Source organism: Curtobacterium sp. S6, from assembly GCF_000710345.2.
Taxonomy (GTDB): Bacteria; Actinomycetota; Actinomycetes; order Actinomycetales; family Micrococcaceae; genus Rothia.
Genome location: NZ_JHEL01000015.1, coordinates 130,034 through 156,719 on the forward strand (window position 1 = coordinate 130,034; position 26,686 = coordinate 156,719).

General features: G+C 65.8%; 17 protein-coding genes. 12 read left to right on the forward strand and 5 right to left on the reverse strand.

Features of this window, described 5'->3' with window-relative positions; all coding sequences use genetic code 11:
* Window positions 1–28 precede the first annotated feature (28 nt).
* Both lpdA and CURSPS6_RS02850 read right to left on the reverse strand, forming a co-directional pair.
* Window positions 29–1,402 carry a dihydrolipoyl dehydrogenase gene (lpdA, locus tag CURSPS6_RS02845; protein WP_030013992.1) on the reverse strand — a complete coding sequence of 458 codons (1,374 nt, stop codon included), beginning with the start codon at window positions 1,400–1,402 and terminating at the stop codon, window positions 29–31.
* Window positions 1,403–1,579: 177 nt separating this feature from the next.
* Entirely contained in the window at window positions 1,580–3,103 is a 1,524-nt protein-coding gene (locus tag CURSPS6_RS02850; RefSeq protein WP_030013995.1) for a leucyl aminopeptidase, read from the reverse strand.
* A 254-nt stretch (window positions 3,104–3,357) separates the two neighbouring features.
* Here CURSPS6_RS02850 and CURSPS6_RS02855 point away from each other — a divergent pair, with 254 nt between their 5' ends.
* The 4 genes from CURSPS6_RS02855 to CURSPS6_RS02870 all read left to right on the forward strand — a co-directional run bounded on the left by CURSPS6_RS02855 (window position 3,358) and on the right by CURSPS6_RS02870 (window position 7,436).
* Window positions 3,358–4,284 (forward strand): proteasome assembly chaperone family protein, encoded by a 927-nt coding sequence (locus CURSPS6_RS02855; protein ID WP_030013996.1) that lies wholly within the window; start codon window positions 3,358–3,360, stop codon window positions 4,282–4,284.
* 143 nt (window positions 4,285–4,427) lie between these two features.
* Window positions 4,428–4,952: a DUF4192 family protein gene (locus CURSPS6_RS02860; RefSeq protein ID WP_082469996.1), complete on the forward strand. Its 525-nt coding sequence runs from the start codon at window positions 4,428–4,430 to the stop codon at window positions 4,950–4,952.
* A gap of 372 nt (window positions 4,953–5,324) precedes the next feature.
* Window positions 5,325–5,792, forward strand: coding sequence for a hypothetical protein (locus CURSPS6_RS02865; protein WP_152978039.1), 468 nt, complete (start codon window positions 5,325–5,327; stop codon window positions 5,790–5,792).
* Window positions 5,793–6,038: 246 nt separating this feature from the next.
* Window positions 6,039–7,436 carry an RNA polymerase sigma factor gene (locus CURSPS6_RS02870; protein ID WP_051687568.1) on the forward strand — a complete coding sequence of 466 codons (1,398 nt, stop codon included), beginning with the start codon at window positions 6,039–6,041 and terminating at the stop codon, window positions 7,434–7,436.
* Between the two features lie 82 nt (window positions 7,437–7,518).
* Here the strand turns inward: CURSPS6_RS02870 and CURSPS6_RS02875 are convergent, their stop codons facing one another.
* Window positions 7,519–7,734, reverse strand: coding sequence for a hypothetical protein (locus CURSPS6_RS02875; protein WP_030014004.1), 216 nt, complete (start codon window positions 7,732–7,734; stop codon window positions 7,519–7,521).
* Window positions 7,735–7,990: 256 nt separating this feature from the next.
* Between CURSPS6_RS02875 and CURSPS6_RS02880 the strand changes: the two genes are divergently transcribed.
* From CURSPS6_RS02880 to CURSPS6_RS02900, 5 genes are all read left to right on the forward strand, one after another.
* A complete protein-coding gene (locus CURSPS6_RS02880) occupies window positions 7,991–10,099 on the forward strand; it encodes a DNA gyrase/topoisomerase IV subunit B (RefSeq protein WP_030014006.1) in 2,109 nt (702 codons plus the stop codon).
* 360 nt (window positions 10,100–10,459) lie between these two features.
* Window positions 10,460–12,031 carry a cytochrome ubiquinol oxidase subunit I gene (locus CURSPS6_RS02885; protein WP_030014007.1) on the forward strand — a complete coding sequence of 524 codons (1,572 nt, stop codon included), beginning with the start codon at window positions 10,460–10,462 and terminating at the stop codon, window positions 12,029–12,031.
* A 12-nt stretch (window positions 12,032–12,043) separates the two neighbouring features.
* Window positions 12,044–13,108 (forward strand): cytochrome d ubiquinol oxidase subunit II, encoded by a 1,065-nt coding sequence (cydB, locus tag CURSPS6_RS02890; protein WP_030014008.1) that lies wholly within the window; start codon window positions 12,044–12,046, stop codon window positions 13,106–13,108.
* Between the two features lie 9 nt (window positions 13,109–13,117).
* Window positions 13,118–16,849, forward strand: coding sequence for a thiol reductant ABC exporter subunit CydC (gene cydC, locus CURSPS6_RS02895; protein ID WP_035810141.1), 3,732 nt, complete (start codon window positions 13,118–13,120; stop codon window positions 16,847–16,849).
* Window positions 16,850–16,882: 33 nt separating this feature from the next.
* The gene (locus tag CURSPS6_RS02900) at window positions 16,883–17,941 is read left to right on the forward strand and encodes an endonuclease/exonuclease/phosphatase family protein (RefSeq protein WP_030014011.1); all 1,059 of its coding nucleotides are present in this window, start codon (window positions 16,883–16,885) and stop codon (window positions 17,939–17,941) included.
* A gap of 20 nt (window positions 17,942–17,961) precedes the next feature.
* Here the strand turns inward: CURSPS6_RS02900 and CURSPS6_RS02905 are convergent, their stop codons facing one another.
* Entirely contained in the window at window positions 17,962–20,529 is a 2,568-nt protein-coding gene (locus tag CURSPS6_RS02905) for a DNA gyrase/topoisomerase IV subunit A (protein WP_051687570.1), read from the reverse strand.
* An 85-nt stretch (window positions 20,530–20,614) separates the two neighbouring features.
* Between CURSPS6_RS02905 and CURSPS6_RS02910 the strand changes: the two genes are divergently transcribed.
* The 3 genes from CURSPS6_RS02910 to CURSPS6_RS02920 all read left to right on the forward strand — a co-directional run bounded on the left by CURSPS6_RS02910 (window position 20,615) and on the right by CURSPS6_RS02920 (window position 25,308).
* Window positions 20,615–23,332 carry a bifunctional GNAT family N-acetyltransferase/acetate--CoA ligase family protein gene (locus CURSPS6_RS02910; protein WP_030014013.1) on the forward strand — a complete coding sequence of 906 codons (2,718 nt, stop codon included), beginning with the start codon at window positions 20,615–20,617 and terminating at the stop codon, window positions 23,330–23,332.
* Window positions 23,333–23,452: 120 nt separating this feature from the next.
* The gene (locus CURSPS6_RS02915; RefSeq protein ID WP_035810447.1) at window positions 23,453–24,052 is read left to right on the forward strand and encodes a DUF5998 family protein; all 600 of its coding nucleotides are present in this window, start codon (window positions 23,453–23,455) and stop codon (window positions 24,050–24,052) included.
* Window positions 24,052–25,308 (forward strand): alkaline phosphatase family protein, encoded by a 1,257-nt coding sequence (locus CURSPS6_RS02920; protein ID WP_051687571.1) that lies wholly within the window; start codon window positions 24,052–24,054, stop codon window positions 25,306–25,308. Before CURSPS6_RS02915 ends, CURSPS6_RS02920 begins: the two co-directional genes overlap by 1 nt.
* 94 nt (window positions 25,309–25,402) lie before the next feature.
* On the opposite strand, the gene CURSPS6_RS12270 is transcribed toward CURSPS6_RS02920, so the two are convergent.
* Complete coding sequence (locus CURSPS6_RS12270) at window positions 25,403–26,560, reverse strand: hypothetical protein (protein WP_152978040.1); 1,158 nt, start codon at window positions 26,558–26,560, stop codon at window positions 25,403–25,405.
* Window positions 26,561–26,686: the final 126 nt, after the last annotated feature.

Here is a 26,686-nt window from a genome sequence, read left to right on the forward strand (position 1 = left end):
GAGTTTTCTCGTGGGCCGGACCGAGAGGTCAGCCGTGCAACGGCTGGCCGGCGAGTGCCATCGCGGCCTCGCCCAGAGCCTCATTCTGCGTGGGATGGGCGTGAATGAGCTTGGCGACATCCTCGGGGTAAGCCTCCCAATTGACGATGAGCTGAGCTTCACCGATCTGCTCGCCGATGCGCTTGCCGATCGCGTGCACGCCGACGATGGGGCCGTCCTTCTCGCGAACGAACTTGATGATGCCGTTGGCTCCGAGAATCGAGCTCTTGCCGTTGCCCGCGAGGTTGTACTCGGTGACCTCGACGTTATCCTCGCCGAACTTTTCCTTCGCCTTGGGCTCGGTGTAACCGACGGACGCGATCTCGGGGTCGGAGAACGTGACCTTGGGGATGTTGATGTCTTCGACGACAACCGGGTTCAGCCCGGCGATCTCTTCTGCGATGAAGATTCCCTGCTGGAAGCCTCGGTGCGCCAGCTGGAGTCCGGGCACGATATCGCCGGCGGCGTAGACGTTGCCGACGCCGGTGTGGAGGCGGTCGTTGGTGATGACGAAGCCGCGATCCATGGTTACGCCGGCCTCTTCATAACCCAGGCCTTCGGTGTTCGGGCCGCGGCCCACGGCCACGAGGACGATGTCGGCGTCAAATTCCTTGCCATCGGTCAGGGTGACCTTGGCGCCGTTGTCGTCCTGCTCGACCTTCTCGAAGAAGGTGCCGAGGTTGGACTTGATGCCGCGCTTCTTGAAGTTGCGCTCGAGGACCTTGATGATCGACGGATCCTCGTTGGGGACCAAGTGAGGCAGTCCCTCGATGATGGTGACGTCAACGCCCATCGAGCGCCACATGGAGGCGAACTCGGAACCGATGACGCCGCCGCCGAGAATGATGGCGGACTTCGGCAGGTAATCCATTTCCAAGGCCTGGGTCGAGGTCAGGACGCGTCCGCCGATCTCGAGGCCAAACGTCTTGGAGACCGAGCCGGAAGCGAGAATGATGTGCTCACCGGTGTACTCGGTGCCGTCGACGTCGATGGTGTTCTTGCCGGTCAGCTTGCCCTTGCCATTGATGACGGTCACGCCGCGCATCTTGAGCAATCCCTGAAGACCCTTGAACTTCCCGGAGATGATGCTGTCTTTGTAGTCGCGAATCGCGGCCATGTCGATGCCTTCAAAGCTGACCTTGACCCCGTACTTCTCCGACTCACGGGCTTCCTCTGCAACTTCAGCGGAATGCAGGTATGCCTTGGTCGGGATGCAACCCCAGTGAAGACAGGTGCCTCCGACCTTTTCCTTTTCGATGAGCCCGACGGAATAGCCGAGCTGAACCGAACGAAGAGCGGCGGCGTAGCCTGCGCTACCGCCGCCTAGGATGAGAATGTCGAAAGCATTTGCCGAATCGGCCACGTGGACGCTCCCTCGCGTTGGGTACGGGTTTGAAGACCCGTCGATGATGTTGAATCGCTGTCTAGCTTATATCCCTGGTCGGTCTCGTCTCCACTTAAGATCTGTGGAACACAAACCGCCCCCTCGAGACGATCATCACATCTCGAGGGGGCGGTCTGTGTCGCTGGGCTCGTTATCTCACCCTTCGGACAGATCTTCCAGGAGGCTTACCAGGGTCGAAACGGAAGCTCCCGTCCCGTTCTTCGGCGTGAATCCGCGAGGAGACCCTTCGTTATACGCGGGTCCCGCGATGTCCAGGTGGGCCCAAGGAATCTTGTGGCCGTCGCTCTCGCCGACGAATTCCTGAAGGAACAACCCGGCGATCAGCATGCCTCCGTCACGTCCGGCTCCGATGTTCTTCAAGTCGGCCGCTTCGGTCTTGAGCTCCGAGCGCATGTACTCGGGCAGGGGCATGGGCCAGAAGGGCTCGCCCGCGCGTTCGGAGGCTTCGAGAACCTGTCCCCGGAGCTGCTCGTCGCCCATCACGGCCGCGTAGCGGGCACCCAAGGCGACCATCTGGGCGCCGGTCAGGGTCGCGACGTCGAGAATGTAGTCCGGATTCGCCTCCGAGGCATAGGCCAGTCCGTCGGCCATGACGAGGCGGCCTTCGGCATCCGTATTGAGGACCTCGACGGTCTTGCCGCCCCTCATCGATAGAACGTCATTGGGCTTGGTCGCCTTGCCGGAGGGCATGTTTTCGGCGATGCACAGGTAACCGGTGACGCGAATCGGCAATTCGAGTTCGGCCGCGGCGGCCACGGCGTTCAGCACCGCGGCGGCGCCGCCCATATCGCACTTCATGGTCATCATGCCGGAACCGGGCTTGAGCGAAATGCCGCCCGAATCGAACGTGATGCCCTTACCGACGAGGGCGACGCTCTTGCGCGCATTCTCCGGCTCGTAGGTGACCTCGACCAGGCGAGGGGGACGCTCGGATCCCTGGCCGACGCCGAGGATCCCGCCGAATCCGCCCTCGGCGAGCGCGGTCTCGTCGAGCACCGTGCAGGTCACTCGGTCGATTCCGCTCACGCGCTCGACGGCGCGGTCGGCGAAGGTCTCGGGGTACAGGTCGTTGGGGGCCTCATTGACGAGGCGTCGCGCGGAGTCGACCGCTTCGCCGAGGACCAGCGAGCGCTGGAAGATCTCGGCCGTTCCCTCGGGATCGATGTCGCTGACGATGACCACGTCCGAGACCGGTTCCTTGTCGAGTACGTCCTGAGACGTTCGGCGGCCGGCATCGAAGAACGCCCCGTAGGCGGCGCCCTCCGCGAGGGCCGAAACCTCGGAGAGGGTGCCCGCGGGCAGGTTGAGGGCCACGGATTCGAAGTCCATGAGTTGACGAACCGCGCTTCCGGCACCGACGCGCAGCGCGTCGAGTCGTTCGGGGCCGGTTTCCGGGAGTCGTCCGAGGCCCACGAGGGCGAGGAGGAAGGGGCCGTCTTCTCCGTAGCTCGGCAACCGGAGGACCTGGTCGGGCGCGCCGGTGATTCCCAAATCTTCGAGGCTCGCTTCGAGGGATTCGACGCTGGCATCGTCAAGGGCCGACGGCGTCAGTTCGGGGCCTTCGGCCCCTTGGACCACGCCGATCACGAGGGCCTGCGCGTCGATATCTTCCAGGTGGGGCCCAACTATCGAAAAGGCGAGTTCAGTGGACTCAGTCAAACCATGCTCCTTGTATTAGCTGGATGGATTGTTGCTGTGGGTGCGGTCGCGCGGCGATGCGCGGCTCGTCACAGGCGGTCAAGGAAATACTCAGGCCGTCGCATTGGTTGTGTCAGTACGAACATCTGCGCTTCCTCTACATCCCAGCCTATGCGCTGCAACTGGCCAGTGATGAGGAATGCGGGGATAATTTGTGAAATCCACAGTCGGAGCCACGCGTGGCGCTGCTTTTCAGATGAGGTGAGGGATAGCCGATGCAAGATCCGCACAAGCTGTATTTGGGTCATCACGGCCTGCTCAACGACCCGCGGCTCAAGGGATTGGACCTCGTCGTGGCGCTGACGGGATTCGCCGAGGCCGGATACACGGCGCAACAGGTGTCCGACGCGATTCTGGCCGAACTCCAGACCGAGGAGATCGTGGAGTTCGATGTGGACCAACTGTATGACTACCGGTCCCGTCGACCCACGGTGCGGTTCATCGAGGATCATTTCGAGGACATCTCCTTGCCTGAGCTGAAGCTTTACGCGGTGACGGACGGCCTGGGTCAACCTTTCCTTCTGCTCGCCGGCCCGGAGCCCGATCTTCAGTGGCAGCGGTTCAGCGAGGCCATGACGGAGTTGGCCGAGAAGATGGAGGTGCGGCTCGTCGCGTCGATCGCGTCGATGCCGATGCCCGTGCCGCACACCCGGCCGCTGCCCGTGACGGCCCACGGAAATCGCAACGATCTCATTCAGGGGATCTCCCCGTGGAAGCCCTTGGCCGAGCTCGGAGCCTCTGCCGGGCACCTGCTGGAGGTGGAGTTTTCGAAGCGTGGATTCGACACCGTCGGATACACCGTCAACGTTCCGCAGTACCTGTCCGAGGCGGAACTACCGCAGGCGGCCGTGACGGCCCTCGAACACCTCAGCGCCGCGACCAAATTAAATCTCCCGACCGACAGGTTGCGCGAGGCCGGTCGCGACGTCGAGCACCAGATCAACGACCAGGTCAACGGTTCCCCGGAGGTTCAGAGCATCGTCAGCCACCTGGAGAAGCGCTACGACGAGACCATGACCGACGTATCCAAGCGTTCGCTGTTGGCGCGCGATGAGTCTGAGATCCCCGATGCGGACGAACTCGGCGAGACGATCGAGCGTTTTCTGGCCGAGCACGACGATGAGGACCACCCCGAGTCGTGAGAACTCTCCGGCGGCGCTGACTCACGGGAACCGGCATCCACAGGATGCCGGTTCCCGTGGTTTAAGTCCCCGACATCCCCAAACCGACGTCCTCAGGACGCGGGAGGTGCCGGGCCTGAGGGGCCTGCGGTGACCATGGGGCCATGACCTCAACACCGGATTCACAGTCAAATTCACCGTCGCTGACCACACCGGCGCGAGCACCCGAGGACATCCTGGCTTACATGGTCTACGCCCTGGGGTATTGGCCGGAGGAATCCGTCGTGATCCTCGCGTCCTCTCACGGGCGATTGGGCCCCTGTCTCAGGCTGAATCTTCCCCGCCATTCACCGAATATTGCCGGCTGGGCGCACGCGTTGACTCGGGCCATCGGGCGCGCGACCGCCAGCCCGGGAACCGAGGCGCTCTTTGTGGCCGCATTCATCGGGGAGTCGGCCAGGGAGGGGGACGAGCCGTACGCGCCAGACGCCGAGTCGCGCAATCCGCTGGGCAATGACGCCTTCTTCTGTGAGGACTCGGTCGTGGTTTCGGTGGTCACGGCGTGGCGGATGGCCTTGAAGGAAGGTCACCGAGTGCTGGGGGCCTGGGTGGTAGACATGGCCGGTCGTCGTTGGGGGACGCTGTGGGGTCTGAGCCACGAGCCGTCAGGAGCGGGCGAACCGCCGTGAGAGGACCTCTCCCTGGTCAGGGTCGGATCTCAGTTCCCGGCTCATCGGCCGCCCGGCGGGACGTGGCTGGTCGAGGCCCGCGGGGATCTCGAAGGCATCCTCGCGAGTCCGGTCGGCGTCGCCTTAACCGTTGAGGGACTTGCGCTGTGTGAGCGGACGACGGCCGTGGTCCACCACCGTCGCTTACCGGGCCCGATTGACGCGAGGGCCGGATTAGGGAAGCGCGAGGCCCCTCTCCGGCGTGCGCTCGAAGACGCGAGGAACCGTGTCAACCGGGATTCCCGAAGCCTGTGGTCTTGCCTCGACCAGGAAGTGGGGCGGTTGGCATCGCGGTATGCCGGGGGAGATCCCGGGTCATTCATTATCGAATCGATGCCGCTCGTCTCGGCCAAGGCCCTGTTGGCGGTGTCCACCGCGACGGCGACGGTCGCGGGATCTCACGCGTTTCTCGTCCTCACGGCCGGCGGGAGGCGGGCGGCCGAGGGGTTGTTGACGGCCATCGCCACCAATGGGCCCGATGCCTTGCTCGAGGCCCGCGTTGGCATCCGGATCATGACGGGGCGCAGCCGCCGACGGCCGAATCACGCCCGCGTGCTGGCCGCGAGGATCATGCTGAGCATTCTCGAACTCGTGGGAGACCTCGAGACCCAGGACCGGGCGCGAGTCGCCGACGCCTATCTGAGTTGGTTTACCGGTCTCAGTAGCCAGGCCTGCGAATATCTCGCCCGAGTCCGAACGGCCTCGGGCACCATTCACGCGATGCACTGCAGGGCCATGATGTCGGCGGCGCCGATCCCCGCGTGGCTGTCCGCCTCGCCGTCCGCCGGGTCTGCCGAATAGGTCCGAGAGCAAATCTCTGACAGAATGACTCTCCGAAGACCCCGTCTTGTTCGTGACGCAACCCGTCCACGCAAACTTGCGGCCTGGCCCCTTCAATCGGGAATAAATGCCTAGTCGGCTCCGTTATTCCTGTCGAACGGCCTTGCGAGCGAGCGTGTACGTCCCCTAGTGGGACAACGCGGACTTGACAGGGTCATAGGTGTTTTACCCACCTGCGCATTCACGACAGGGAAGAAAGGTTTTTGAGTGTCACCAGTTGCACGCAAAAAGTCAGAGTCCGGCGGTACCCAGGTCAAGGACAAGGCCTCGGTAGCGACCGACGCTGAGAAGACCGCCGACGTCGCACCGTCGTCAAAAACCGCAACGCCGAGCAAGGCTTCTGCGCAGACCAAGGCGAAGGCCAAGCCTGCCGCCAAGAAAGCCGCCGTGAAGGCGACGAGCCGCAAGAAGGCGACGACCAAGACCGTCGGCGCGGCTCGGACCGAGGCCGCGGTCTCGGACGCTTCCCAGGACGCGCCGACGACCGGCAAGTCCAGGGACGTCGAAGAGCTGGCCGGCTCGCCCGCCGAGGCGGACTCCGAGAACACCGAGGAGCTCGAGAACGAAGAGCGCCCGGTCGCGGACGATGCCGACAAGGAAGAGAAGAAGACCGTGGCCGCCAAGGGCAACGGCTTCGTCATTTCCACCACGGACGACGACGACGAACCCGCCCAGCGGGTCATCGCTCCGGGCGCCACCGCGGACCCGGTCAAGGATTACCTCAAGCAGATCGGCAAGGTCTCGTTGCTCAACGCCGAGCAAGAGGTTGACCTGGCGATGCGCATCGAGGCGGGTCTCTACGCGGAACACAAGCTCAAAGACCACCGGGACGAGCTCAGCGCCCAGGAGCGCAAGGAACTTCGGTGGGTGATTCACGACGGCAAGCGGGCCAAGAACCACCTCCTGGAGGCGAACCTGCGCCTGGTCGTGTCCCTGGCCAAGAGGTACACCGGGCGCGGCATGCTGTTCCTGGACCTCATCCAGGAAGGCAACCTCGGGCTCATTCGCGCGGTGGAGAAGTTTGACTACTCCAAGGGCTTCAAGTTCTCGACGTACGCCACGTGGTGGATTCGACAGGCGATCACGCGGGCCATGGCCGACCAGGCAAGGACCATCCGCATTCCGGTCCACATGGTCGAGGTCATCAACAAGTTGGCCCGTGTGCAGCGCCAGATGTTGCAGGACCTTGGGCGCGAACCCACTCCCGAAGAGTTGGCCAAGGAATTGGACATGACACCGGAGAAGGTCGTCGAGGTCCAGAAATACGGTCGCGAGCCGATTTCGCTGCACACCCCGTTGGGTGAGGACGGCGATTCCGAATTCGGCGACCTGATCGAAGACTCCGAGGCCGTGGTTCCCGCGGACGCCGTGTCCTTCACGTTGTTGCAGGAACAGTTGCACTCGGTCCTGGACACCCTGTCCGAGAGGGAAGCCGGTGTCGTCGCGATGCGCTTCGGAATGACCGACGGCCAGCCGAAGACCCTGGACGAGATCGGCAAGGTCTACGGCGTGACGCGTGAGCGAATTCGGCAGATAGAGTCCAAGACGATGTCGAAGCTTCGGCACCCGTCCAGGTCTCAGGTCCTCCGCGACTACCTGGACTGATCGTCCACGACAAAGGCCCCGGCCCGCCAGATGGCGGGCCGGGGCCTTTGTGGTCTCCGGCGCCTTCGCGTCGGATCGCTACTTATGCGGAGGCCGTGGTGGCACCGAGGCGATCACGTTCGTCCTGCCACAAGCTTGCCAAGGGACGAAGCTTGTCCTCGTTGGTCGTCGCGTGGTGGGCGCAGAACAACAATTCGCCGCCAGTGTTCTCAAGCACAACGCGCACGTAGGCCTGAGCCCCGCAGGAATCGCAACGGTCGGTCGCGTTGAGTTCCCGAGCATCCAATGTCGCCGTCATGACAATCCTCCTGACGTCTAGTACCGGTCGTCCTCGCCGATGTCCGAAAGCACCCCCACGAGGGGCCCGAAACACCGGTGAAATCCACGACCGGATTTGAGTGTTCATCTATGCAAACATGCCGGATGAAGGATTTCATCCCGATTCTGCGTCGTTCGCTGTGGGCGTTGTGTCATGTCCGCTTGCGGAACCATTAGACTCTAGGTCGCGCCCGAATGGGCGTCGTCGTAGCCACATCGTCAGGAGTCCTTGCTCAGTGTCGCCGAAGAAATCCGAGTACACCGCACGTCAGCTGTCCGTCTTGGAAGGGCTCGAAGCGGTTCGAAAGCGTCCTGGCATGTACATCGGGTCGACCGATTCGCGCGGCCTCATGCACTGCCTCTGGGAAATCATCGACAATTCCGTCGACGAGGCCCTCAGCGGTTATGGGCAATCCATCGACATCGTATTGAACCGAGACGGCTCGGTTGAGGTCAAGGACGAAGGACGCGGACTGCCCATCGACATCGAGCCGAGGACAGGGCTCTCCGGCGTCGAGGTGGTCTTCACGAAACTGCACGCCGGCGGAAAATTCGGGGGCGGCACCTATAACGCGGTCGGTGGGCTCCACGGTGTGGGCGCCTCCGTGGTCAACGCGCTGTCGTCGAGGCTCGATGTTCAGGTGGACCGAGGCTCCAAGACCTATCAGATGTCGTTCCAACGCGGGATCCCCGGCATCTTCGAGGACGGCGGTACGCCCAAGCCCGAGGCGGCCTTCACCCCGGCAGAAGGCAAGGCCGCGCTGGACGTCGTCGGCAAGGCCCGCCGAGGGGTCACCGGAACCCGGGTGAGGTACTGGGCCGATCGCCAGATCTTCACCCCCGATGCAAAATTCGATTACGAGCGGCTCGTCGAGCGGGCCCGGCAGACGAGCTTCCTCGTGCCGGGTCTCCGGCTGCGCATCCGCGACGAGCGCCGGCTGCCCGGCACCCCGGGAGCGGAGGGCCCCCACGAAGAGGTCTTCCAGCACGACGGCGGGATCGCCGAGTACGTCGAATTCCTGGCCGCCGGTCAGGCGCTGACCGACGTGTGGCGATTCCAAGGCTCGGATACGTTCCACGAGACGGTCCCGGTGCTCGACAGCAACGGGCATTCGCAGTTGCAGGACGTCGAGCGTGAATGCGAGGTGGACATCGCCCTCAGGTGGGGGACCGGTTATGACACCGCGGTCAAGTCCTACGTCAACATCATTGCCACCCCGAAGGGCGGCACGCACGTCACCGGCTTTGAGCAAGGCCTCGTCCGCACGTTGCGCAAGGAGATCACCGCGAACGCGCGCAAGCTCAAGGCGGGAACCGACAAGGTCGAGAAGGACGACATCCTGGCCGGTCTGACGGCCGTTCTGAACGTCCGGCTCGTGGAGCCTCAGTTCGAGGGCCAGACCAAGGAGGTCTTGGGTACCCCGGCCGTCAAGTCGATCGTGAGCAAGATCCTCTCCCGCGAGTTGGAGCGCGTGCTCACCTCGAAGAACCGATCCGAGAAGCAGCAGAGCGCGGCCGTGCTGGAGAAGGTCGTCGCCGAGATGAAGTCGCGCATCTCGGCGCGTGTGCACAAGGAGACACAGCGCCGAAAGAATGCCCTGGAGACCTCGACGATGCCGTCGAAATTGGTCGACTGCCGGTCCAACGACGTGGAGCACAGCGAACTGTTCATCGTCGAGGGCGACTCGGCCTTGGGCACCGCGCGTCTGGCGCGTTCCTCCCAGTACCAGGCCTTGCTACCGATTCGAGGAAAGATCCTCAACGTGCAAAAGGCGTCGGTGACCGACATGCTGGCCAACGCCGAGTGTGCGGCGCTGATCCAGGTGATCGGCGCAGGCTCGGGCAGAAGCTTTGACCTGGACGTCGCCCGCTACGGCAAAGTCGTCATGATGACCGACGCGGACGTGGACGGCGCGCACATCCGAACCCTTCTGCTGACCTTGTTTTATCGGTACATGAAACCGCTGGTCGAGGCCGGTCGCGTCTATGCGGCGGTGCCCCCGTTGCACCGCGTCGAGGTCGTCAACGGTGGCGGCAAAGCGAACGACATGGTGTACACCTACTCGGAGAAGGAGCTCCACGAGGTCTTGCTTGACCTCGAATCGCGCGGCAAGAAGTACAAGGAGCCGATTCAGCGATACAAGGGCCTGGGCGAGATGGATGCCGATCAGCTGGCCGAAACCACGATGGACCCTCGGCACCGTCTGTTGCGCCGAGTCCGCATCGAAGACGCCGAAGCGGCCGAGAAGTCTTTCTCCTTGTTGATGGGCTCCGAGGTCGCGCCCCGCAAGGAGTTCCTCATTAATCACGCGGATCGTCTCGACCTGGAACAGATCGACGCGTAGATGCCCGAGTCCCCCGCGGCGGCGGGGCCACGTGCCGGTAGCTGGCATGAAAATATGAAATTTATCACGGGACAAATCGTGAGGGCCGGATCCGAAATTCAGCGGATTCGGCCCTTTGTCGTGCCGGACCGGACGCGCAAACGGGCCGCCGCGATGAGGTCGGAAAGACCTTATGCTCTATCCAGCGGTTGCCTGGAGTTTCGCCTGGCTTCACACCAACCTAAGGGTTGAAAATACCCTTTCTATCCTGTCAAGACCTCGCTGACGAACCGTCACCAAGGGTTCAGGGTGCATTGCTATCTTGGTGGCGTCCGGTCCAATCGGGTCCGGGTGAGTGCGTTCAGTTGCGCGAGGAGAGCCGTGGATACTGTAGAAATTGCCCGATGGCAGTTCGGGACCACCACCGTCTATCACTTCATGATGGTTCCTCTGACGCTCGGCCTGGGGATGGTCGTGCTGATCTTCAACCTCCTGTGGGTCAAGACCGGTAAAGAGGAATACCTCAGAATGACGAAATTCTGGGGAAAGCTTTTTCTGATCAACTTCATCATGGGCGTGGCCACCGGTCTCGTCCAGGAGTTCCAATTCGGCATGGCGTGGAGCGAGTACTCCCGGTTTGTCGGCGACGTTTTCGGTGCCCCGCTGGCCATGGAAGGCCTGCTCGCCTTCTTCGTCGAATCGACGTTCCTGGGGCTGTGGATCTTCGGTTGGAAGAAGCTGAAGCCGGTCATCCACGCCCTCTGCCTGGGCGCGGCGGTGCTCGCCTCGTGGCTGTCGGCGCTGTTCATCATCGTCGCCAATTCATGGATGCAACATCCCGTGGGCTACGAAGTGGTCAACGGCCGCCCCGTGCTCAACGACATCTGGGCCGTGTTGACCAACAGCACCGCGTTGGTGGCCATCACCCACACCATATTTGGGGCCTTGGCCGTGGCCGGCTCCTTCTTGCTCGGCATCGCCTGGTACAAGCTGTGGAAGCGGCGGCGCCTCGGAATCGACACCGTGGACGAGAACGGACGAGTGGTCGTCGGCGATTCCGGCCGCGGCGCGCAGGACAAGCGAGACTATTCCGTCTGGTTCCGCTCCCTGCGTTTCGGCATCCTGATCGGTCTGATCGGCTTTCTGGGGACGGCCTTCAGCGGCCATATCCAGGGGCAGCTGATGTTCCAGCAACAGCCTCTGAAGATGGCCGCAGCGGAGGCCGCCTGCCACGACGGCACCGCCTTCTCGGTCATGACGATCTCCGACCTCGGTTCTCAGAACTGTGGTGATGTGCAGAACCTGATCGAGATCCCTGGCCTGCTGTCCTTCTTGGCCCACGACGACTTCACGACCAATATTCCCGGTATCACGACGCTGATGCCTCAGTACGAACAGATGTACGGAACGAACCTCGCCGATAATTCCCTCTACGGGGATCGGGCGGGTCAAGAGATCAGCTACCTGCCTCTGATGGAGGTGACCTACTGGGGCTTCCGCATCATGATCACCTTCGGCGGCATGGCGGCCGTGGCCTGCGTCTTCGCCTGGTGGATCACGAGGAAGGGTACGGTCCCAGAATCCAAGTGGCTCACCCGGTTGGCGATCTTCGGAATCCTGGCGCCCTTCGGGGCCAACATCGCCGGATGGATCTTCACGGAGATGGGGCGCCAGCCCTTCGTCGTGGCGCCGAACCCCGATCTTCCGCTGGACCAACGCATCTATATGTTCACCCAGGCGGCGGTGTCGCCCCACGTCACGGCGGGGGAGATGCTTTTCTCCCTCATCGCGTTGGTCGTGATCTACGCGATTCTCATGGTCGTGGAGGTCTTCCTGATCTCCAGATACGTCAAGACGGGCGTCGTGGCCGCGATGCCCGAGCTCGTCAGATCGGATGATCACGATGACGACGACTCCACCGCCAAAGACGACGTCCTGGCCTTTGCCTACTAGGAGCGCACCACCATGTTCGAAGAATTTGTAGGACAACCTGGTTTACCGACCCTGTGGTTCTTGGTGGTCGGAGTATTACTGATCGGATACATCGTGTTGGATGGATTCGACCTCGGAGTCGGCATGCTGATGGGCCGGATCTTCTCCAAGAACGAGAAGGAACGCCGTCTGCTGCTGAACACGATTGGCCCCGTCTGGGACGGGAACGAAGTGTGGTTGATTACCGGCGGGGCGGCCATCTTCGCCGCCTTCCCGATGTGGTACGCCTCCCTGTTCTCGGCCCTGTACATTCCCTTGACCCTCATCCTGCTGGTCCTCATCCTGCGGGCCGTGTCGATCGAATACCGTGGCAAGCTGTCCGGGCCACGTTGGGAAGCCCGGTGGAACGCAATTATGTCCGTTGCGTCGTTCTTCATCGCATTCCTGATCGGGGCCGCCCTGGCGATCACCACCACGGGCCTGCCCCTGGACGAGCACGCGGACCGGGTCGGCGGTCCCTTCGCCTGGCTGACGGTTCCGGCCATCATCGGTGGGCTGGCCATGGTCGGTTTCAGCCTGGTCCACGGCCTGGCGTTCCTCGCCCTGAAGACCGACGGGGAGGTGCGGCACCGGGCACGGTCCTTCTTGGTTCGGCTCTTGCCGATTGCTCTCCTGCCGATGGTCGCGTGGGCGGTGTGGTTGCAGGTCCTCGGGGCGACGCCGCTGTCCGTGACGCTCCTGGTCCTGGCGGCCGTGAGCGCCGGTCTTGCCTGGACGATGGCCAAGGTCGGGCGCGAAGGCTGGTCCTTTGCCGGGCTCGCCGGCTTCGCGGTCTTGGGTGCGTTGTCGATCTTCATGGCCGCATATCCCAACGTGCTGCCCACGACGCTAACGGACGGCACGACGTTGACCATTCAGAATGCCTCGTCCTCGCCGTACACGCTGAAGATCATGACGATCGTCGCGTGCATTGGGCTGCCGGTCCTCTTCCTGTACCAAGGATGGACCTACTGGGTCTTCCGCAAGCGGTTGATGGCCGAACATATTCCCGAGGCTCACGACGTCACGAGCCTGTCGAGCCAGCCCAACGCCCGGTAAGCATCGACCGTGAATCAGCAGGTCCCCACCAGCCCACGGACCCAGCGGCGGACCGCCAGCCGGCCGCCGCTGGGTCCGCGGGCGCGCCGAACCATGGCCACCTTGATGGCGCTGAGCGTCCTGAGGGCCATCGGCCTGGTGGGCTTTGCCGCCTCGGTCGCCACCGTGCTGACGGCCCTCGCCCGCGAGGCGTTCCGCGCGATTCAGTCCGGCAGGGGCGTGGAGGCCGCGAGCGACTGGGCGAATTTCGTCGGCGCGCATTCGGCCGGTGCCGACGGGATTTTTCCCTCCTGGATGACCGGCGTTGCGTCCGGCCAATGGGCCTGGCAGATCGCGTTCTGGGGCATCGGCGGGTTGCTGGTGCGCGGGGCGGCGGACTGGATGCTCTCGGTGGCCTCCCAACGGGCCGCGTCCGGGGCGAAGTCTGAATTAAGGCGGGGCCTGCTCGAGCGGGTCCTCTCGGGATCTTCCACGAACGCAACCGGCGACACGCACGACGACCACGCCGCATCCGACGGCGGGCTGGCCGTTCTGGCATCCCGCGGGCTGGACGCGTTGGACGATTACTACGTCAAGTCACTGACGGCGATGTGTTCCTCGAGCGTCATCCCGGTGATCCTGGTTCTCGTGGTCCTGTGGCTGGACCCGGTGAGCGCCCTCATCCTGGTGCTGACGCTGCCCCTGGTGCCGTTGTTCATGATCCTGATCGGCAAGACGACGCAACAAGACACCGAACGAGCCCAATCCCAGTTGCTGAGGCTCTCCCAGCACATCGTGGAGCTCTCACGGGGTCTGCCGGTCCTCGTCGGCCTACGTCGGGACCGGGCCCAGGCGCGGGCCTTATCCGACATGGGGGAGTCGTACCGGAAACGAACCATGACGACCCTCCGCTCGGCCTTTCAGTCGTCGTTGGCCCTCGAACTCATCACCACGATATCGGTCGCGATCGTCGCGGTGTTCATCGGTCTCTGGCTGGTCACGGGCTCGATCGGGCTGGATACCGCCCTGGTGGTTCTGCTGGTGGCCCCCGAGTGTTTCCAGCCGCTTCGAGACCTGGGCTCGGCCTTCCACCAGTCGCAGGATGGCGTCGATGCCCTGCGTCGCGCCCAAAGGGTCATCGAGGGAGCGAGCCGCCCCGTGACGCGGAGCATCAGTTCGGACGGCGGCGTCCACGTCGAACAGCCAACCGTGGGGTATCCCGGCCGGGAACCGGTCCTGGTCGACGTGAACCTGCACCTGCCGAAGGCCACCACGACGGTGGTCACGGGACCGTCCGGGGGCGGAAAATCGACGCTCCTCAAGGCGATGGGCGGCATGCTTCCGGGACCGGAAGCTCCCTCGCCCGACGCCTCAGGGCCCGCTAGTGGGGCGGCCGGGGGTCCGGGCGGCCATGGCCCCACGGTCAGCGGACCCGCGAACACGGCCTGGATCGGCCAGTCTCCCGCATTCCTCGCGGCCACGGTCGTCGACGAGATCGCCCTCTATGCCATGCCGGAACACGCCGCGGCGTGGTTGCGCGAAGCGGAACCGGGCGCCGAGGGCCGGAACGAGTCCACCGACGCCGAGTCCCACGACGCGAGCGTCCGGAACGAGGGGCAGGAACTGATCCGAGGCGTCCTGGTGGCCCTGGGCCTCGCCGAACTGGGCAAGGTCGCCCCGACGTCCCTCTCGGCCGGCCAAGCCAGGCGGTTGGCCGTGGCACGTGTCCTGGCGGCGGCGCGCCGTCGACGTGGCGAGGACTCCTGGGGACTTGACCTGCTGGTCTTGGTGGACGAGCCGACGGCCCACCTGGACGAGATATCCGCGAACGCCGTGGTCAGGGCCCTCACCGAGCTGTCTGATTCCGGGGCGACCGTGGTGTGGGTGACCCACGATCCGGGCACCGTCGCGCACGCGGATCTGCACGTGGAGGTCCCCGGAGACGGCCGCGTCGTGATGCGCCGCTGCACACCCGAGGCCCCGGCGGGGAAGAACGCCGCGCGGGGCGCTGTCGACGCGCCGGAAACCAACGGCGACGACCAACCCGCACGGACGCGACGACCCGGGGCCGATGCCGACGCGCCGGCGTCGCCGGGGATCCGGAGGACACTCGATCTGCTGCGAACGCTCACCGGAATGGGGTGGAAGGCCGCGGTCGGGCCCATCCTGCTGAATTTCCTGACGATTTCCTTCGGCGCGTCCCTGACGGCCCTGTCCGGGTGGCTGATCGTTCGGGCCTCCGAACAACCCGGGATGATGTACCTGATGGTCGCCATTGTCGGGGTGCGCTTCTTCGGGTTGGGCAGGGCGGTCTTCCGCTATGTCGAGCGTCTGGCGACTCACGACGTCGTGCTTCGAGCCGCGAATCGGCTGCGCATCCGCACCTGGCGTTCCGTCGGCGAAACGGCCCTAGGGCTTCGCTCCCTGCTCCACGGCGGGGTGTTCCTGGACCGGTTGGTTGGGGACGTGGACGAGCTCCGCGACGAGACGCCTCGGGTCCTGCTCCCGATCGCCACGAATATTCCCGTGATGCTCGGTGCCGTCATCGCGACCTGGCTGACGGTTCCGTCGGCGGTCTGGTTGGTCGCGGGCGCGGCGTTGGCCAGCACGGTCGTGATCCCCTGGATCGTGATCGTGGCCGATCGGCGCGCCGAGTCGGTGCGGCGGTGGAGCACCTCGCGGACGCTGCGAGGCGTCGTCGGGATGATGGAATCCGCCGAGGACGTGCGGGGAAATCGCCTCGGTGCCCAGGTTCTGTCGGTATTCCGGGCATGGGATGAGGCCGCGTTGCGCGCCGCACGGAGAACCGCCTTCGCGGCGGGCTTGGGCAACGGAGCGACGGTTGCCCTCTGGTGGTTCACGGCGCTCATGGTCGCGGTCCTCGCGTGGGAACCGGTGACCTCGGGAAGGATCCCCGCGCCGATAGCGGCGATTCCGGTCCTGCTGTGCACCGCGCTCGTGGAACCTGCGGCGCAGGCGACCGAGGCCGTGCGGGCCTGGCCGGCGTTCGCGCGCCTGATCGCCAAGATTCACGGCGGTATGCCCGAGGCGCCGGCCCCCGAGCCTGATGGTGACTCGACCGATGCCGCCCTCCGGGAGGCCCGGACCCTTCGCCTCGTCGAGATGTCGGCCCGCTGGCCGGGGATGAGCGTTCCGGCGGTCCGAGGGGTGAGCGGCGGCGTCGAGCGGGGGACGGCCCTCGGGGTGACGGGCCCGTCGGGATCCGGAAAGTCCACGTCCCTCGCTGTCCTCCTGGGCTTCCTCCCGCCGGAGTCGGGGAAGATCCTTCTCGACGGTCGAGCGGTCGAGCCGACGCGGCTGCGGGGTGCCTCGGCCTGGTGCCCGCAGGACGCCTACATCTTCGACTCGACCCTCAAGGGAAACCTGGCCCTCGCCCGGCCCAAGGACAACGTGCCCACGGACGAGGAACTCACCGCGGTCCTGGACCGGGTGGGCCTCGGCGATTACCTCCGTGGCCAGAGGCACGGCCTGGACACCCGGGTAGGGGCCGGCGGTCACCGGCTCTCGGGAGGGCAGCGTCAGCGGCTGGCGGTCGCGCGTGCCCTCCTGACCCAAGCCCCATTCTTCCTCCTGGACGAGCCCACGGCCCACCTGGATCAGGAAGCCGCGACCGAGGTGATGGAAGAGATCAACAGGGCCACGCGGCGGGATGCCGACGGTGGCCTCGGCCCCGGGACGATCATCATCTCGCATCGGCCCGAAGACCTCGTCCACTGCGCAGATGTGATTTCCTTGCACTGAACACCGGCGTCGCGTCGACGGAAGGGGACACTCGTGCGCACTCTCCAGAGGATCCTCGCCGTCGTGTGCCTGCTCGCGGTCCTGTACGGACTCTGGGTGCTCTCGGCGCCCTGGTGGGCCGGCCTGGGCCTGGGGGCGGTCGCGGCGCCGTGGACCGACGTCCTGCCCATCGCTCAGATCGTGGCGTTCCCCCGCATCGTGGCCCTGGTTTTCCTGGTGGGTTTCCTTGCCGCGATCGCGTTGCGGGTGCGGGGCCGGGCCCTGAGCCGCGCGGGGGAGCCCCGTGCGGGCAGGCCGGGGCTCGGGGCTCTCGTCTGCCTCGTGGGGGCGATGGCTTCGGTGGCCTGTCTGATCTTGGCCACGGTGCCGGCACCGTCGAACCGGCCGGATCAGGAACGCGAGCACACGATGAGCATCGTGAGCTGGAACGTCCACGACGAGCTCAGCGAGGACAATCTGAAGGAGCTCACCGACGGCCGTCCCGATGTGGTGGTGCTCCCCGAAGCGAGCACCGGCCCACTGCGCGACCACCTTCGTGACATGGGGCGAGACGACCAATACCAGGTCTTCGCGACCTCGACGGAACCCGGATTCACTCCGACCACCGTCCTGGTGTCCAGGAAACTCGGCGAGTACCGGACGGCCGACGCCGCCACCACTACCCTGGGAACGCTCACGGTCGAACCCGTGGATCCCGGCTCGAGGAACCCCACGATCCTCGCCGTCCACACGGCCAGTCCGATGCCGCGGCGGATGAACCTCTGGGCGGGTGACGTCCGCTCTGTTCTGGACGAGGTGTGTCCGCGGGCAGGCGCCGCCCCGCGATCCCGGCCGATGGTCGCCGCGGGCGACTTCAACGCGAACCCGTGGCACGCGGAGATGGCCGGGCTCCCCGGCCGGGCCGGGTGCCAGGACGGATTGCCGAATTCCGGCGTATCGAGCGGAACCTGGCCGAGCCGTTCGCCGGCCTGGGCCAGGACTCAGATCGACCACGTGATCGGCAACGGCTCGGTCACCGTCGACGACGGCCGGGTCCTTCCGCTGCGCGGAGGCTCGGACCATCTCCCGGTCGGCGCGACGATTCGGTACTGAGGGCTGACCTGCCGGTGGTCTCAGCCGTCGGTCGGCAGGTCCACGGAATCCGCGGCGTCCTCCCGGATGGAACCGTCCTCCGCGCCGCTACCCAACGCGGGGCCGACGGCATCGATCGCCTGCTGAAGTTGGACGCCGGACCCATCGCGCGTTCCGTACTCGGTGGGGAGGGAGCGCGACACGCCGTTGGCCGAAACCGCCTTGGCCGGGCCGTGACCGGCCCACGCGAGCTGAAGAACCGACTCTCCCTTGAGGAATCGGTGGGCCCGCACCCCGCCGGTGGCCCGCCCCTTGGCCGGGTATTCGGAGAACTCGGTGATCTTCACGGATCCGGCCGAGGTTCCCGGCAGCCCGTCACCCGGCTCGGCGACCGTCACGACCACCGCCGAATCGGTCGGAGAGACGGCACCGAAGAAAATGGCGCGATCCTCGTCCGAGAGCTTGATACCGGCGACGCCGCCGCCCGTGCGCCCCTGGGGGCGGACCTTGGCCGCGTCGAAGGTCAGCAATTTGGCCTCGCGGGTGATGAAGACCAGGTGATCGTCATTGGACGCGTGAACCACGCCGATCACGGCATCGCCATCCTTGAGATTGATGACCGGCCAGTCGTCGCGGTTCAGGGGATAGTCGGGATTGACCCGCTTGACGACCCCCTGGGCGGTTCCCAGGGCCAGCACCTGGTTGAGGGGCGCGAGGGCGACGAGCGACTCACCGCGCTCCAAGGTGAGGAAATCCTTGACCGTGACCCCGCTTCCGAGGTTCGGGGCGGTCCCCGTGATCTCGAGCTGAGGCACGTCCATCACGTTGACCCGCACCATCCTGCCGGCCGATGTCACCGCCCCGATCTCACCGCGCGCGGTCGCGGGGACCAGCGAGCGCAGGGCGTCGTGCTTGATCCGTTTCCCGGGGTCCTCGAAGGACTCGCGACCGCCGGGGCCGCCAGGGGTGCGCCCCAGCATCCCCGAGGTCGACAGGGCCACCCAGCAGGGATCGTCCGCGATCTCCAGCGCGAGGCCGAGACCCTTCTTCGAGGCGGCGCCGGAGTCGGTCACGGCCGAGGCGAGCTTCGCGAGATCGTCGGACTCCGCGAGCTCGGTGCGCCGCTCGGTTCCGTACCGTTCGGCGACCTCCTGCAACTCGTCCGAGACGACGCCCCGCAGCTTCGTGTCAGAGGCCAGAATCGATTGGAGCTCGGCGATCGTGGCATTCAGCTCGTCCCGCTCGGTTTCGAGCTCGATGCGAGAAAACTTGGTCAGCTGACGCAAACGCAGCTCGAGAATGTAGCTGGCCTGGGCCTCGCTGAGATCGAAGACGACCATGAGGCGTTCCCGGGCCTGGGCCGTCTGCTCGGAGGATCGAATGATCTCGATGACCTCGTCGATATCGATCATCGCGATGAGCAAGCCCTCGACCAGGTGCAGCCGGTCCTGCGACTTTTTCAGGCGGAACGCCGTGCGCCGGCGCACGACGTCGATGCGGTGCGCGACGTATACCTTGAGCAGGTCCAGCAGCCCCAGGGTCTGCGGTTGGCCGTCCACCAGGGCCACGTTGTTGATTCCGAAGGAATCTTCCAGCGGGGTGTGCTTGAACAGCGACTGCAACACCGCGTGGGGATTGAACCCGTTCTTGAGCTCGACGACCAGCCGGGTGCCGTTCTTGCGATCCGTCAGGTCGACGACGTCCGAGATCCCGGAGAGTTTCTTGGACTGGACGCCGTCCTTGATCTTATCGATGACCTTCTCCGCGCCCACGAGGTAGGGCAACTCGGTGATGACCAGGCCTTGCTTGCGAGCGGTGACCTGCTCCACGGAGACCTTGGCGCGGGTCTTGAAGGAACCACGGCCGGTCGCGTAGGCGTCCCGGATGCCGTTCAGCCCGACGATCCTGCCGCCCGTGGGCAGATCCGGGCCCGGGATGAAGGCCATGATCTCGTCGAGGGTGGCGTCGGGGTGGTCGATGAGATGACGGGCACCGGCGATGACCTCGCCGAGGTTGTGCGGGGCCATATTCGTCGCCATGCCCACCGCGATCCCGGAGGAGCCGTTGACGAGGAGATTCGGGAAAGCGGCCGGCAGAACCCCCGGCTGGGTGAACTGGTTGTCATAGTTCGGCACAAAGTCGACGACGTCTTCATCCAGATCGCCGGTCAGGGCCAGGGCCGCCGGCGCCATGCGAGCCTCGGTGTAACGGGCCGCCGCCGGACCGTCGTCGACCGAGCCGAAGTTGCCGTGACCGTCCACGAGGGGCATGCGCATCGCAAAGGACTGGGCGAGACGCACCATGGCGTCGTAGATCGCGCTGTCCCCGTGGGGGTGGAGCTTGCCCATGACCTCGCCGACCACTCGGGCCGACTTCACGTGGCCTCGATCCGGGCGCAACCCCATCTGCGTCATCATGTACAGGATGCGCCGTTGCACGGGCTTGAGGCCGTCACGGGCGTCCGGCAGGGCCCGGGAGTAGATGACCGAGTACGAGTACTCGAGAAAGCTCGTTTCCATCTCCGAGGAGACATCGATGTCCACGATGTTCTCGACGACGTCGAGCGGGAAGTCCTCGGGGGTGTGCGACGACTTGCGGCGGGGTGCCATCTACGGATCCTCACGGTTAATCGAATTCGGGCGACCCCAGTCTAGAGCAATAGGCCCCTGTGACTTGCGCTACTAGACTGTTCGTATGGTCGATGAAAACTCCTACCCGTCCCACTGGGAAGCGGACGTGGTACTCCGCGACGGTGCCACGGCGCACCTGCGTCCGGTCCAGCCCACCGACAAGGACGCGCTCGCCGCGATGTATGCGCGACAGTCGGAACGCACGATCTATCTGCGATTCTTCACGTTCAAATCCACGCTGAGCGCCAAGGAGCTGACGCGGTTCACGACCGTGGATCACAACGATCGGGTCGCCTTCGTGATCATGCTCGGCGACGAGATGATCGGTATTGGCCGCTACGATCGCACGAACGAGCCGCACGAGGCCGAAGTCGCCTTCTTCATTTCGGACCTTCACCACGGACGCGGCATCGGTTCGATCCTGCTGGAACACCTGGCCGCGGCCGGCCTGGAGCGGGGCATCACGAAATTCTCGGCCGAGGTGTTGCCCGAGAACCGCAAGATGCTCAACGTGTTTTCGGAGGCCGGCTTCGAGGTCGCCCGGGTCTTCGACGACGGCGTCGTGATGGTGAACTTCGACATCGACCCGACCGAGAAATCCCGCGAGGTCATGGCGGCCCGTGAGCACCGTGCCGAGGCCAAATCGGTATCCTCGCTGGTCGCACCGCGTTCGATCGCCGTGGTGGGGGCGTCGCGGGACTGGACGCAGGTCGGGCACGAGATTCTCGTGAACATCATCGAGGGAGGCTTTGCCGGCCCCGTCTACGGGGTCAACCCCGAGGCCTTCGAGCTCGCCGGGATGAAGGCTTATCCGACCATCGAAGACATCCCCGAAGTCGTCGACCTGGCGATCGTCTCGGTGCCGATTCCCGCCGTGGCCGACGTCGTCGATCGGTGCGGTCGCCTCGGCGTGCGCGGCGTCTGCATCGTGACCGGGGGATACGCCGACGACGGCGCTCGGGGGCGCGCGAGGCAACGGGCCCTTGTCCGGAAGGCGCGAAGCTACGGAATGCGGGTCATCGGGCCGGCATCGCTCGGTCTGATCAACACCGACCCGGCCGTCAGCCTCAACGCCACCCTGGGGGAGGTCAAGCCCACGCGGGGGAGCCTGGGCCTGTTCAGCCAGTCGGCCGCGATCGGTGTGCTGCTCGCGACCTCCGCCCACCGGCGAGACCTGGGGGTGTCCACGGTCTTCTCGGCGGGCAACAAGACCGACGTGTCCGGCAACGATCTGATGCAGTACTGGGAGGACGATCCCGCGACCTCGACGTGTTGCATGTACCTGGAATCCATCGGCAACCCGAGGAAGTTTTCGCGCATCGCCCGTCGCCTGGCCCGTTCCAAGCCGGTGGTCGTGGCCAAATCGGATGTCACGGGCGTGCAATTGCCGCCGGGGCACTCGGGCCGCACCAGCTCGGCACCGGTCGAAGCATTGGACGAGATGTTCCGCCAGGCCGGGGTGATCCGTGCCCAGACATCAGAGCACCTCATGGACATCGCCCAGTTGCTGGTCTCTCAGCCGCTGCCCCGGGGTAGACGGGTCGCCATTTTCTCGAACGCCTTCGCGCTGGGCCAGGTGCTCGCGGACGCGTGCGCGAGCCACGACGTCGAGGGCCATCACTCGGACCACGTGCTGGACACCTCCAGCGACGACCTCGATTCCCTGGAGATGATCCGCGACGCCGTGCTCGCGGCCTTGAACTCCGCCTCGATCGATGCGGTCGTGGCGTCCTTCCTGCCCTCGCCGCTGGTCACCCCGGAGGAGATCGCCGAGGTGCTCGCCGACTGCGGCGCGAAGACCGGTAAGCCCGTCCTTGCGTCCTTCGCCGGGGTCATGACGCAGGCGGCGTATCGGCGCGGCATCTACCCCGCGCCCCGGGAGATCAGCGAGGCCGGGACCGAAGAGACGCGAACGTATCCCGGTTTGCCGTGCTACGAAAGCCCCGGCGCGGCGATCGGTGCGCTCGCGGCGGCCATGGACTACGTGGCCTGGCGAGAGCAGGAAGACGCGTTCGTGCCCGAGGTCGAGGACGCGGACACCGCCGCGGCCAAACAGACCATCCAGGGGCTCATGACGGGGGTGCCCGGAGACGGTCTGCTGGAGTTGGACCAGGGCGACACCCGTGAGCTTCTGGGCAGTTACGGCATCGAGGTCCTGGAATCCGTGCCCTTTGACACCCCGCAACAGGCCGTCGAGGCGGCCGGACGACTCGGCTATCCCGTGGTCCTCAAGGCGATCGACCCCACGATGCGTCACCGGCTCGACCTCGGCGGCGTCCGTCTGGGCATCGAGGACGAAGAGACCCTCGTGCGCGACATCGACCTGATGCATCGAACGCTGGAGCCGTACGGGAATTTCGATCTCGAGGTCCAGTCGATGGCCCCGACGGGCCAGAATTGCGTGATCAGGGCGATGGAAGACCCCCTGTTGGGCCCGGTGCTTTCCTTCGGCATGGCGGGGGATTCGGTGAATCTCCTGGACGACTGGGCACATCGTGTCCCGCCGTTGACCCAGGGCGACGTCGCCAAGATGGTGCGTGCGCCGAAGGCCTCCCGGAAACTATTCGGCTACGCCGGGCTGCCGCCCGTGCGCGTGGAGCTCCTGGAGGATTTGCTGCGGCGCGTCGCGCAACTCAAGGACCGGTTCCCCGAAGTCGCCCTGTTGGAGCTCAATCCCGTCATGATCTCGGCCGACACCCTGACGGTCCTCGGGGCATCGGTCAAACTCGGCAATCCGCGTCAGCGGACGGACAGCGCACGACGAACGATGTCTCGCTCGTGACATGGGCCGCCGCGGATGGGGCCGCGGGAACGTAGAATGGCGACAGCGGGCCGGGCATCGGCGCGCAAACATCGTTCGAGGCCGGCGTCCCGTCGTCGGCAAATCGTCGGAAGCGAGTGCATGGCTGAGTCAGGACATCAAGGGCAAAATCTGGACCGCGACATCGTCAACGCCGGTTTTTATCCGCAGTTGGTCAACGACGTGGTCTGGGATGCCCTGGACGAACAGATCCCGTCCTCCCATTTGGTCCATCTCGAGACGCACTTCGATCAGACCGAGGTTCACCGGCACATCACGGTCGTCGCCCTCGCGGGGGAGATCGTGCAGATCACGCACGTCGACGACCAAACGCTGGACGAAGACGGCCAGCAGATCGTCGCTCACGTGTCCACGGAAACCGTGCCGATCCGGAACCTGACATCGGTCACGCTCTCGTACGCTTACCGCCAGCCGCAGAACTATACCTCCGAAACGCCCGCCGCCGAGGTGACCCTCATGATGTCCTGGACGGGCAGCCATCGGCTCGATCTCCAGCCGGCGGGGTGCGCCGACCCGCAGTGCGAGGCCGACCACGGATACACCGGCGTGGCCGCCCGGGAAGACGTCGTGTTGCGCATTTCCGCGGAGGCCGACGGCCAGCAGGCCGTCCAGGACGCGAAGGAATTCGCTCGTTCCCTCCGCCGCGCGAATACCGAGTTGTCCGGAACGTCGCACTCCTGATGCCCGAGCAGACGCCTCACGACGACTTGGGCCTCGAGGACCTCACGGGAGCCCCGTTTCCCTCCCCGCCGCGTTACCGCGGAGCCTCGATCGCGAATGTCCTCAGCTCGGCCGCCTCCGTTTTTCGGCCGGTCGCGGAGTCGGACCACTCTGACCGGTTTCCGGACCGGCTCGCCCTGGCGTCCGCCCTCGCCGATCGCGGGCTGTCCGGGGGTCCGTACCGCAACGTGTGCGTCGTGCTGGTCGACGGGCTGGGGGAAGGCCTCGTGAACCGCAACCTCGGGCACGCGGCAGCCCTGCGTCGTTCGATCAGTCTCGGTCCGCTGGACGCGGCACTTCCGTCCACCACGGCCGCCTCGCTGGCCGTGCTGGGCACGGGAGCGCCCGTCGGCCAGACGGGAATGGCCGGGTACGACGTGCTCGATCCCGAGCGCGACGTCGTCGTGAACCAACTCTCCGGGTGGGACCCGGCGGTCGATCCGGCCGCGTGGCAACCCATCTCGACCGTTTTCGAACGCCTCGGTCAGGTGTGCCGCCCCGTCACGGTGTCGATGCCCGCGTACGAGACCTCAGCCCTGACCGAGGCCGCGTTGCGCGGCACCGAATTCGTCGGCGCGGGGTCCACGACGGCCAGAATTAGTCAGGCCGCGGAGGTCCTTTCGACGCGAACCCCGACCTTCATGTACCTCTACTGGGGCGAATTGGACCAGACCGGGCACCAGCACGGTTGCACGTCGGGGCGATGGACCGAGGCCCTCGAGGAGCTGGACCTGGGCCTGAAGAGGCTCGCCGCACGCGTCGGGCCCGAAACGCTGATCCTGCTGACGGCCGACCACGGCATGGTCGACATCCCGGAATCGGACCGCCATGACTATTCGCAATTCCCCGAACTCATCGACGGCGTGCGACACACCGCGGGGGAGCCCCGCATGGTGCAGCTCCACCTGGAGGAGCCTGAGGACGAGTCCGCCAAGGCCAGATTGGTGGCGGCCTGGTCCCATCGCTTCGGCGACCGAGCGTGGATCCTTGACCGGGACGAGCTCATCGACGCGGGATACTTTGGCCCCGATCTCCGCCAGGGCGTCAGGCGGCGCATCGGAGACCTCATCATCGCCGCGCGGGGGTCCCTGGCCCTCTACGACCTGCGGCGCACCCGGCCGAGCGCGCTGTCCATGGTGGGGCAGCACGGTTCGTGGACGGATGAGGAACGTTTGGTCCCCCTGCGGGTCATTCCGGCGACCGGAGCGGGCCGGTAAGTTCCTCGCCGTAAGGCCCAAAGGCTCCCCGGCCCTCGGGCCAGGCACCGACCGCCCTGGCTATCCCGGACGACCCCGCGAAGGAGGCCGGCCGTCAGTTGCTTCCGCCGGAGGACGATTGACCGGCGGAGGCTCCGCCACCTTGACCTGCGCTGGGGGCGGGAGCCTCCGTGGCCGCGGCCTTGCCCGTGGTCGGCGCGGGCGGAGCCGAAGTAGGCGCCTGCGTCGGCGCGGGTTCCGGCGCCTTGGTCGGCTCCGGCGTGGGTTCCTGGGTGGGTTCCTTGGTCGGCTCCTGCGTCGGTTCCGGAGTGGTCGGTTCCGGTGTCGTGGGCTCGGGCGTGGTCGGCTCGGGCGTCGTCGGTTCCGGCGTGGGCTCGGGTGCCGGCGGCTGCGTCGGAGCGACGGTGGGGGCCTGAGAGATCGTCCCCTCCGGAGCCGTCGGTACCGGTTGTTGCTCGATGACGCTCGGCGTGGGCGCGGGTGCCGGCGATTCCCAGGTGGGCTTCGGGGGCGTGCTGCTGGGAGAGCTCGAGGCCGACGACGTCGACGAGCTGGCCGGCGCCGGGGCGTCGTCGTGGTTCATCGAGATCAAAGCTGCGGTGCCGCCGCTGATCGCGAGGACGGCCACCACGCCCGCCCCGGTCCAGATCCAGGTCTTGGCGGAAGAGCCCCGCGAGGGCTCACCCTCCGAAGGCACGGGGCCTCCCCGCGGGCCGGAGCCGTTCGCCCCGTCCGCCCGTGCCGAGGAGCCGGCGGGGGCTCCGGTGGCGGCGGGCCCGGCCGCCGCGGGAGAATGTTCGACCGGTTGTCCGGACGAATCGGACGCGGAGGTCGCGCTGATGCTCTCGGGCGTGGAATCGTCCCTCGCGGCGGCCGCCGCAGCACCGGCTCCGGCAGCTCCCGCGGCTACCGCCCCGGCCGATCGAGATGCCGTGGATCCCGTGCGGCGGGACTGTTGTTGCCGGCGTCGGCGCGCCTCGGCGTCGCGGCGGCGTTGCTCCTCGCGCCTCTCGCGACGGGAAGCTTCGCGTTCGGATTCTGCGAAGAGCTCATCGTTGAGGCTCATCATGGGCTCGGTCGCGGGGGAGCCGTCGGCCTGAACCTCTGGTTGTCCGACATACTCATACCCGGGCGCGAGAGGCTCTCCGTAAGAATCGGGCCCCTGACCAGAGCGGCCGTCCGAGGCCTCGTCGGGGCCGGGCCCGTTGTTCACCACCGGGTCTTCCGCCCGCGGCTCAGAGTCTCCGGGCACGGCCGAGCCCTGCGGCGAATCAGGATTCGTAGCAGAGTCGGATTCCGGCGGTACCGGTGAATTTTGATGTGGTTCGGCGGATGGTGTGCCGCTCCCAGGACGCTTCTGACGGCGCTTCTTCCCCAT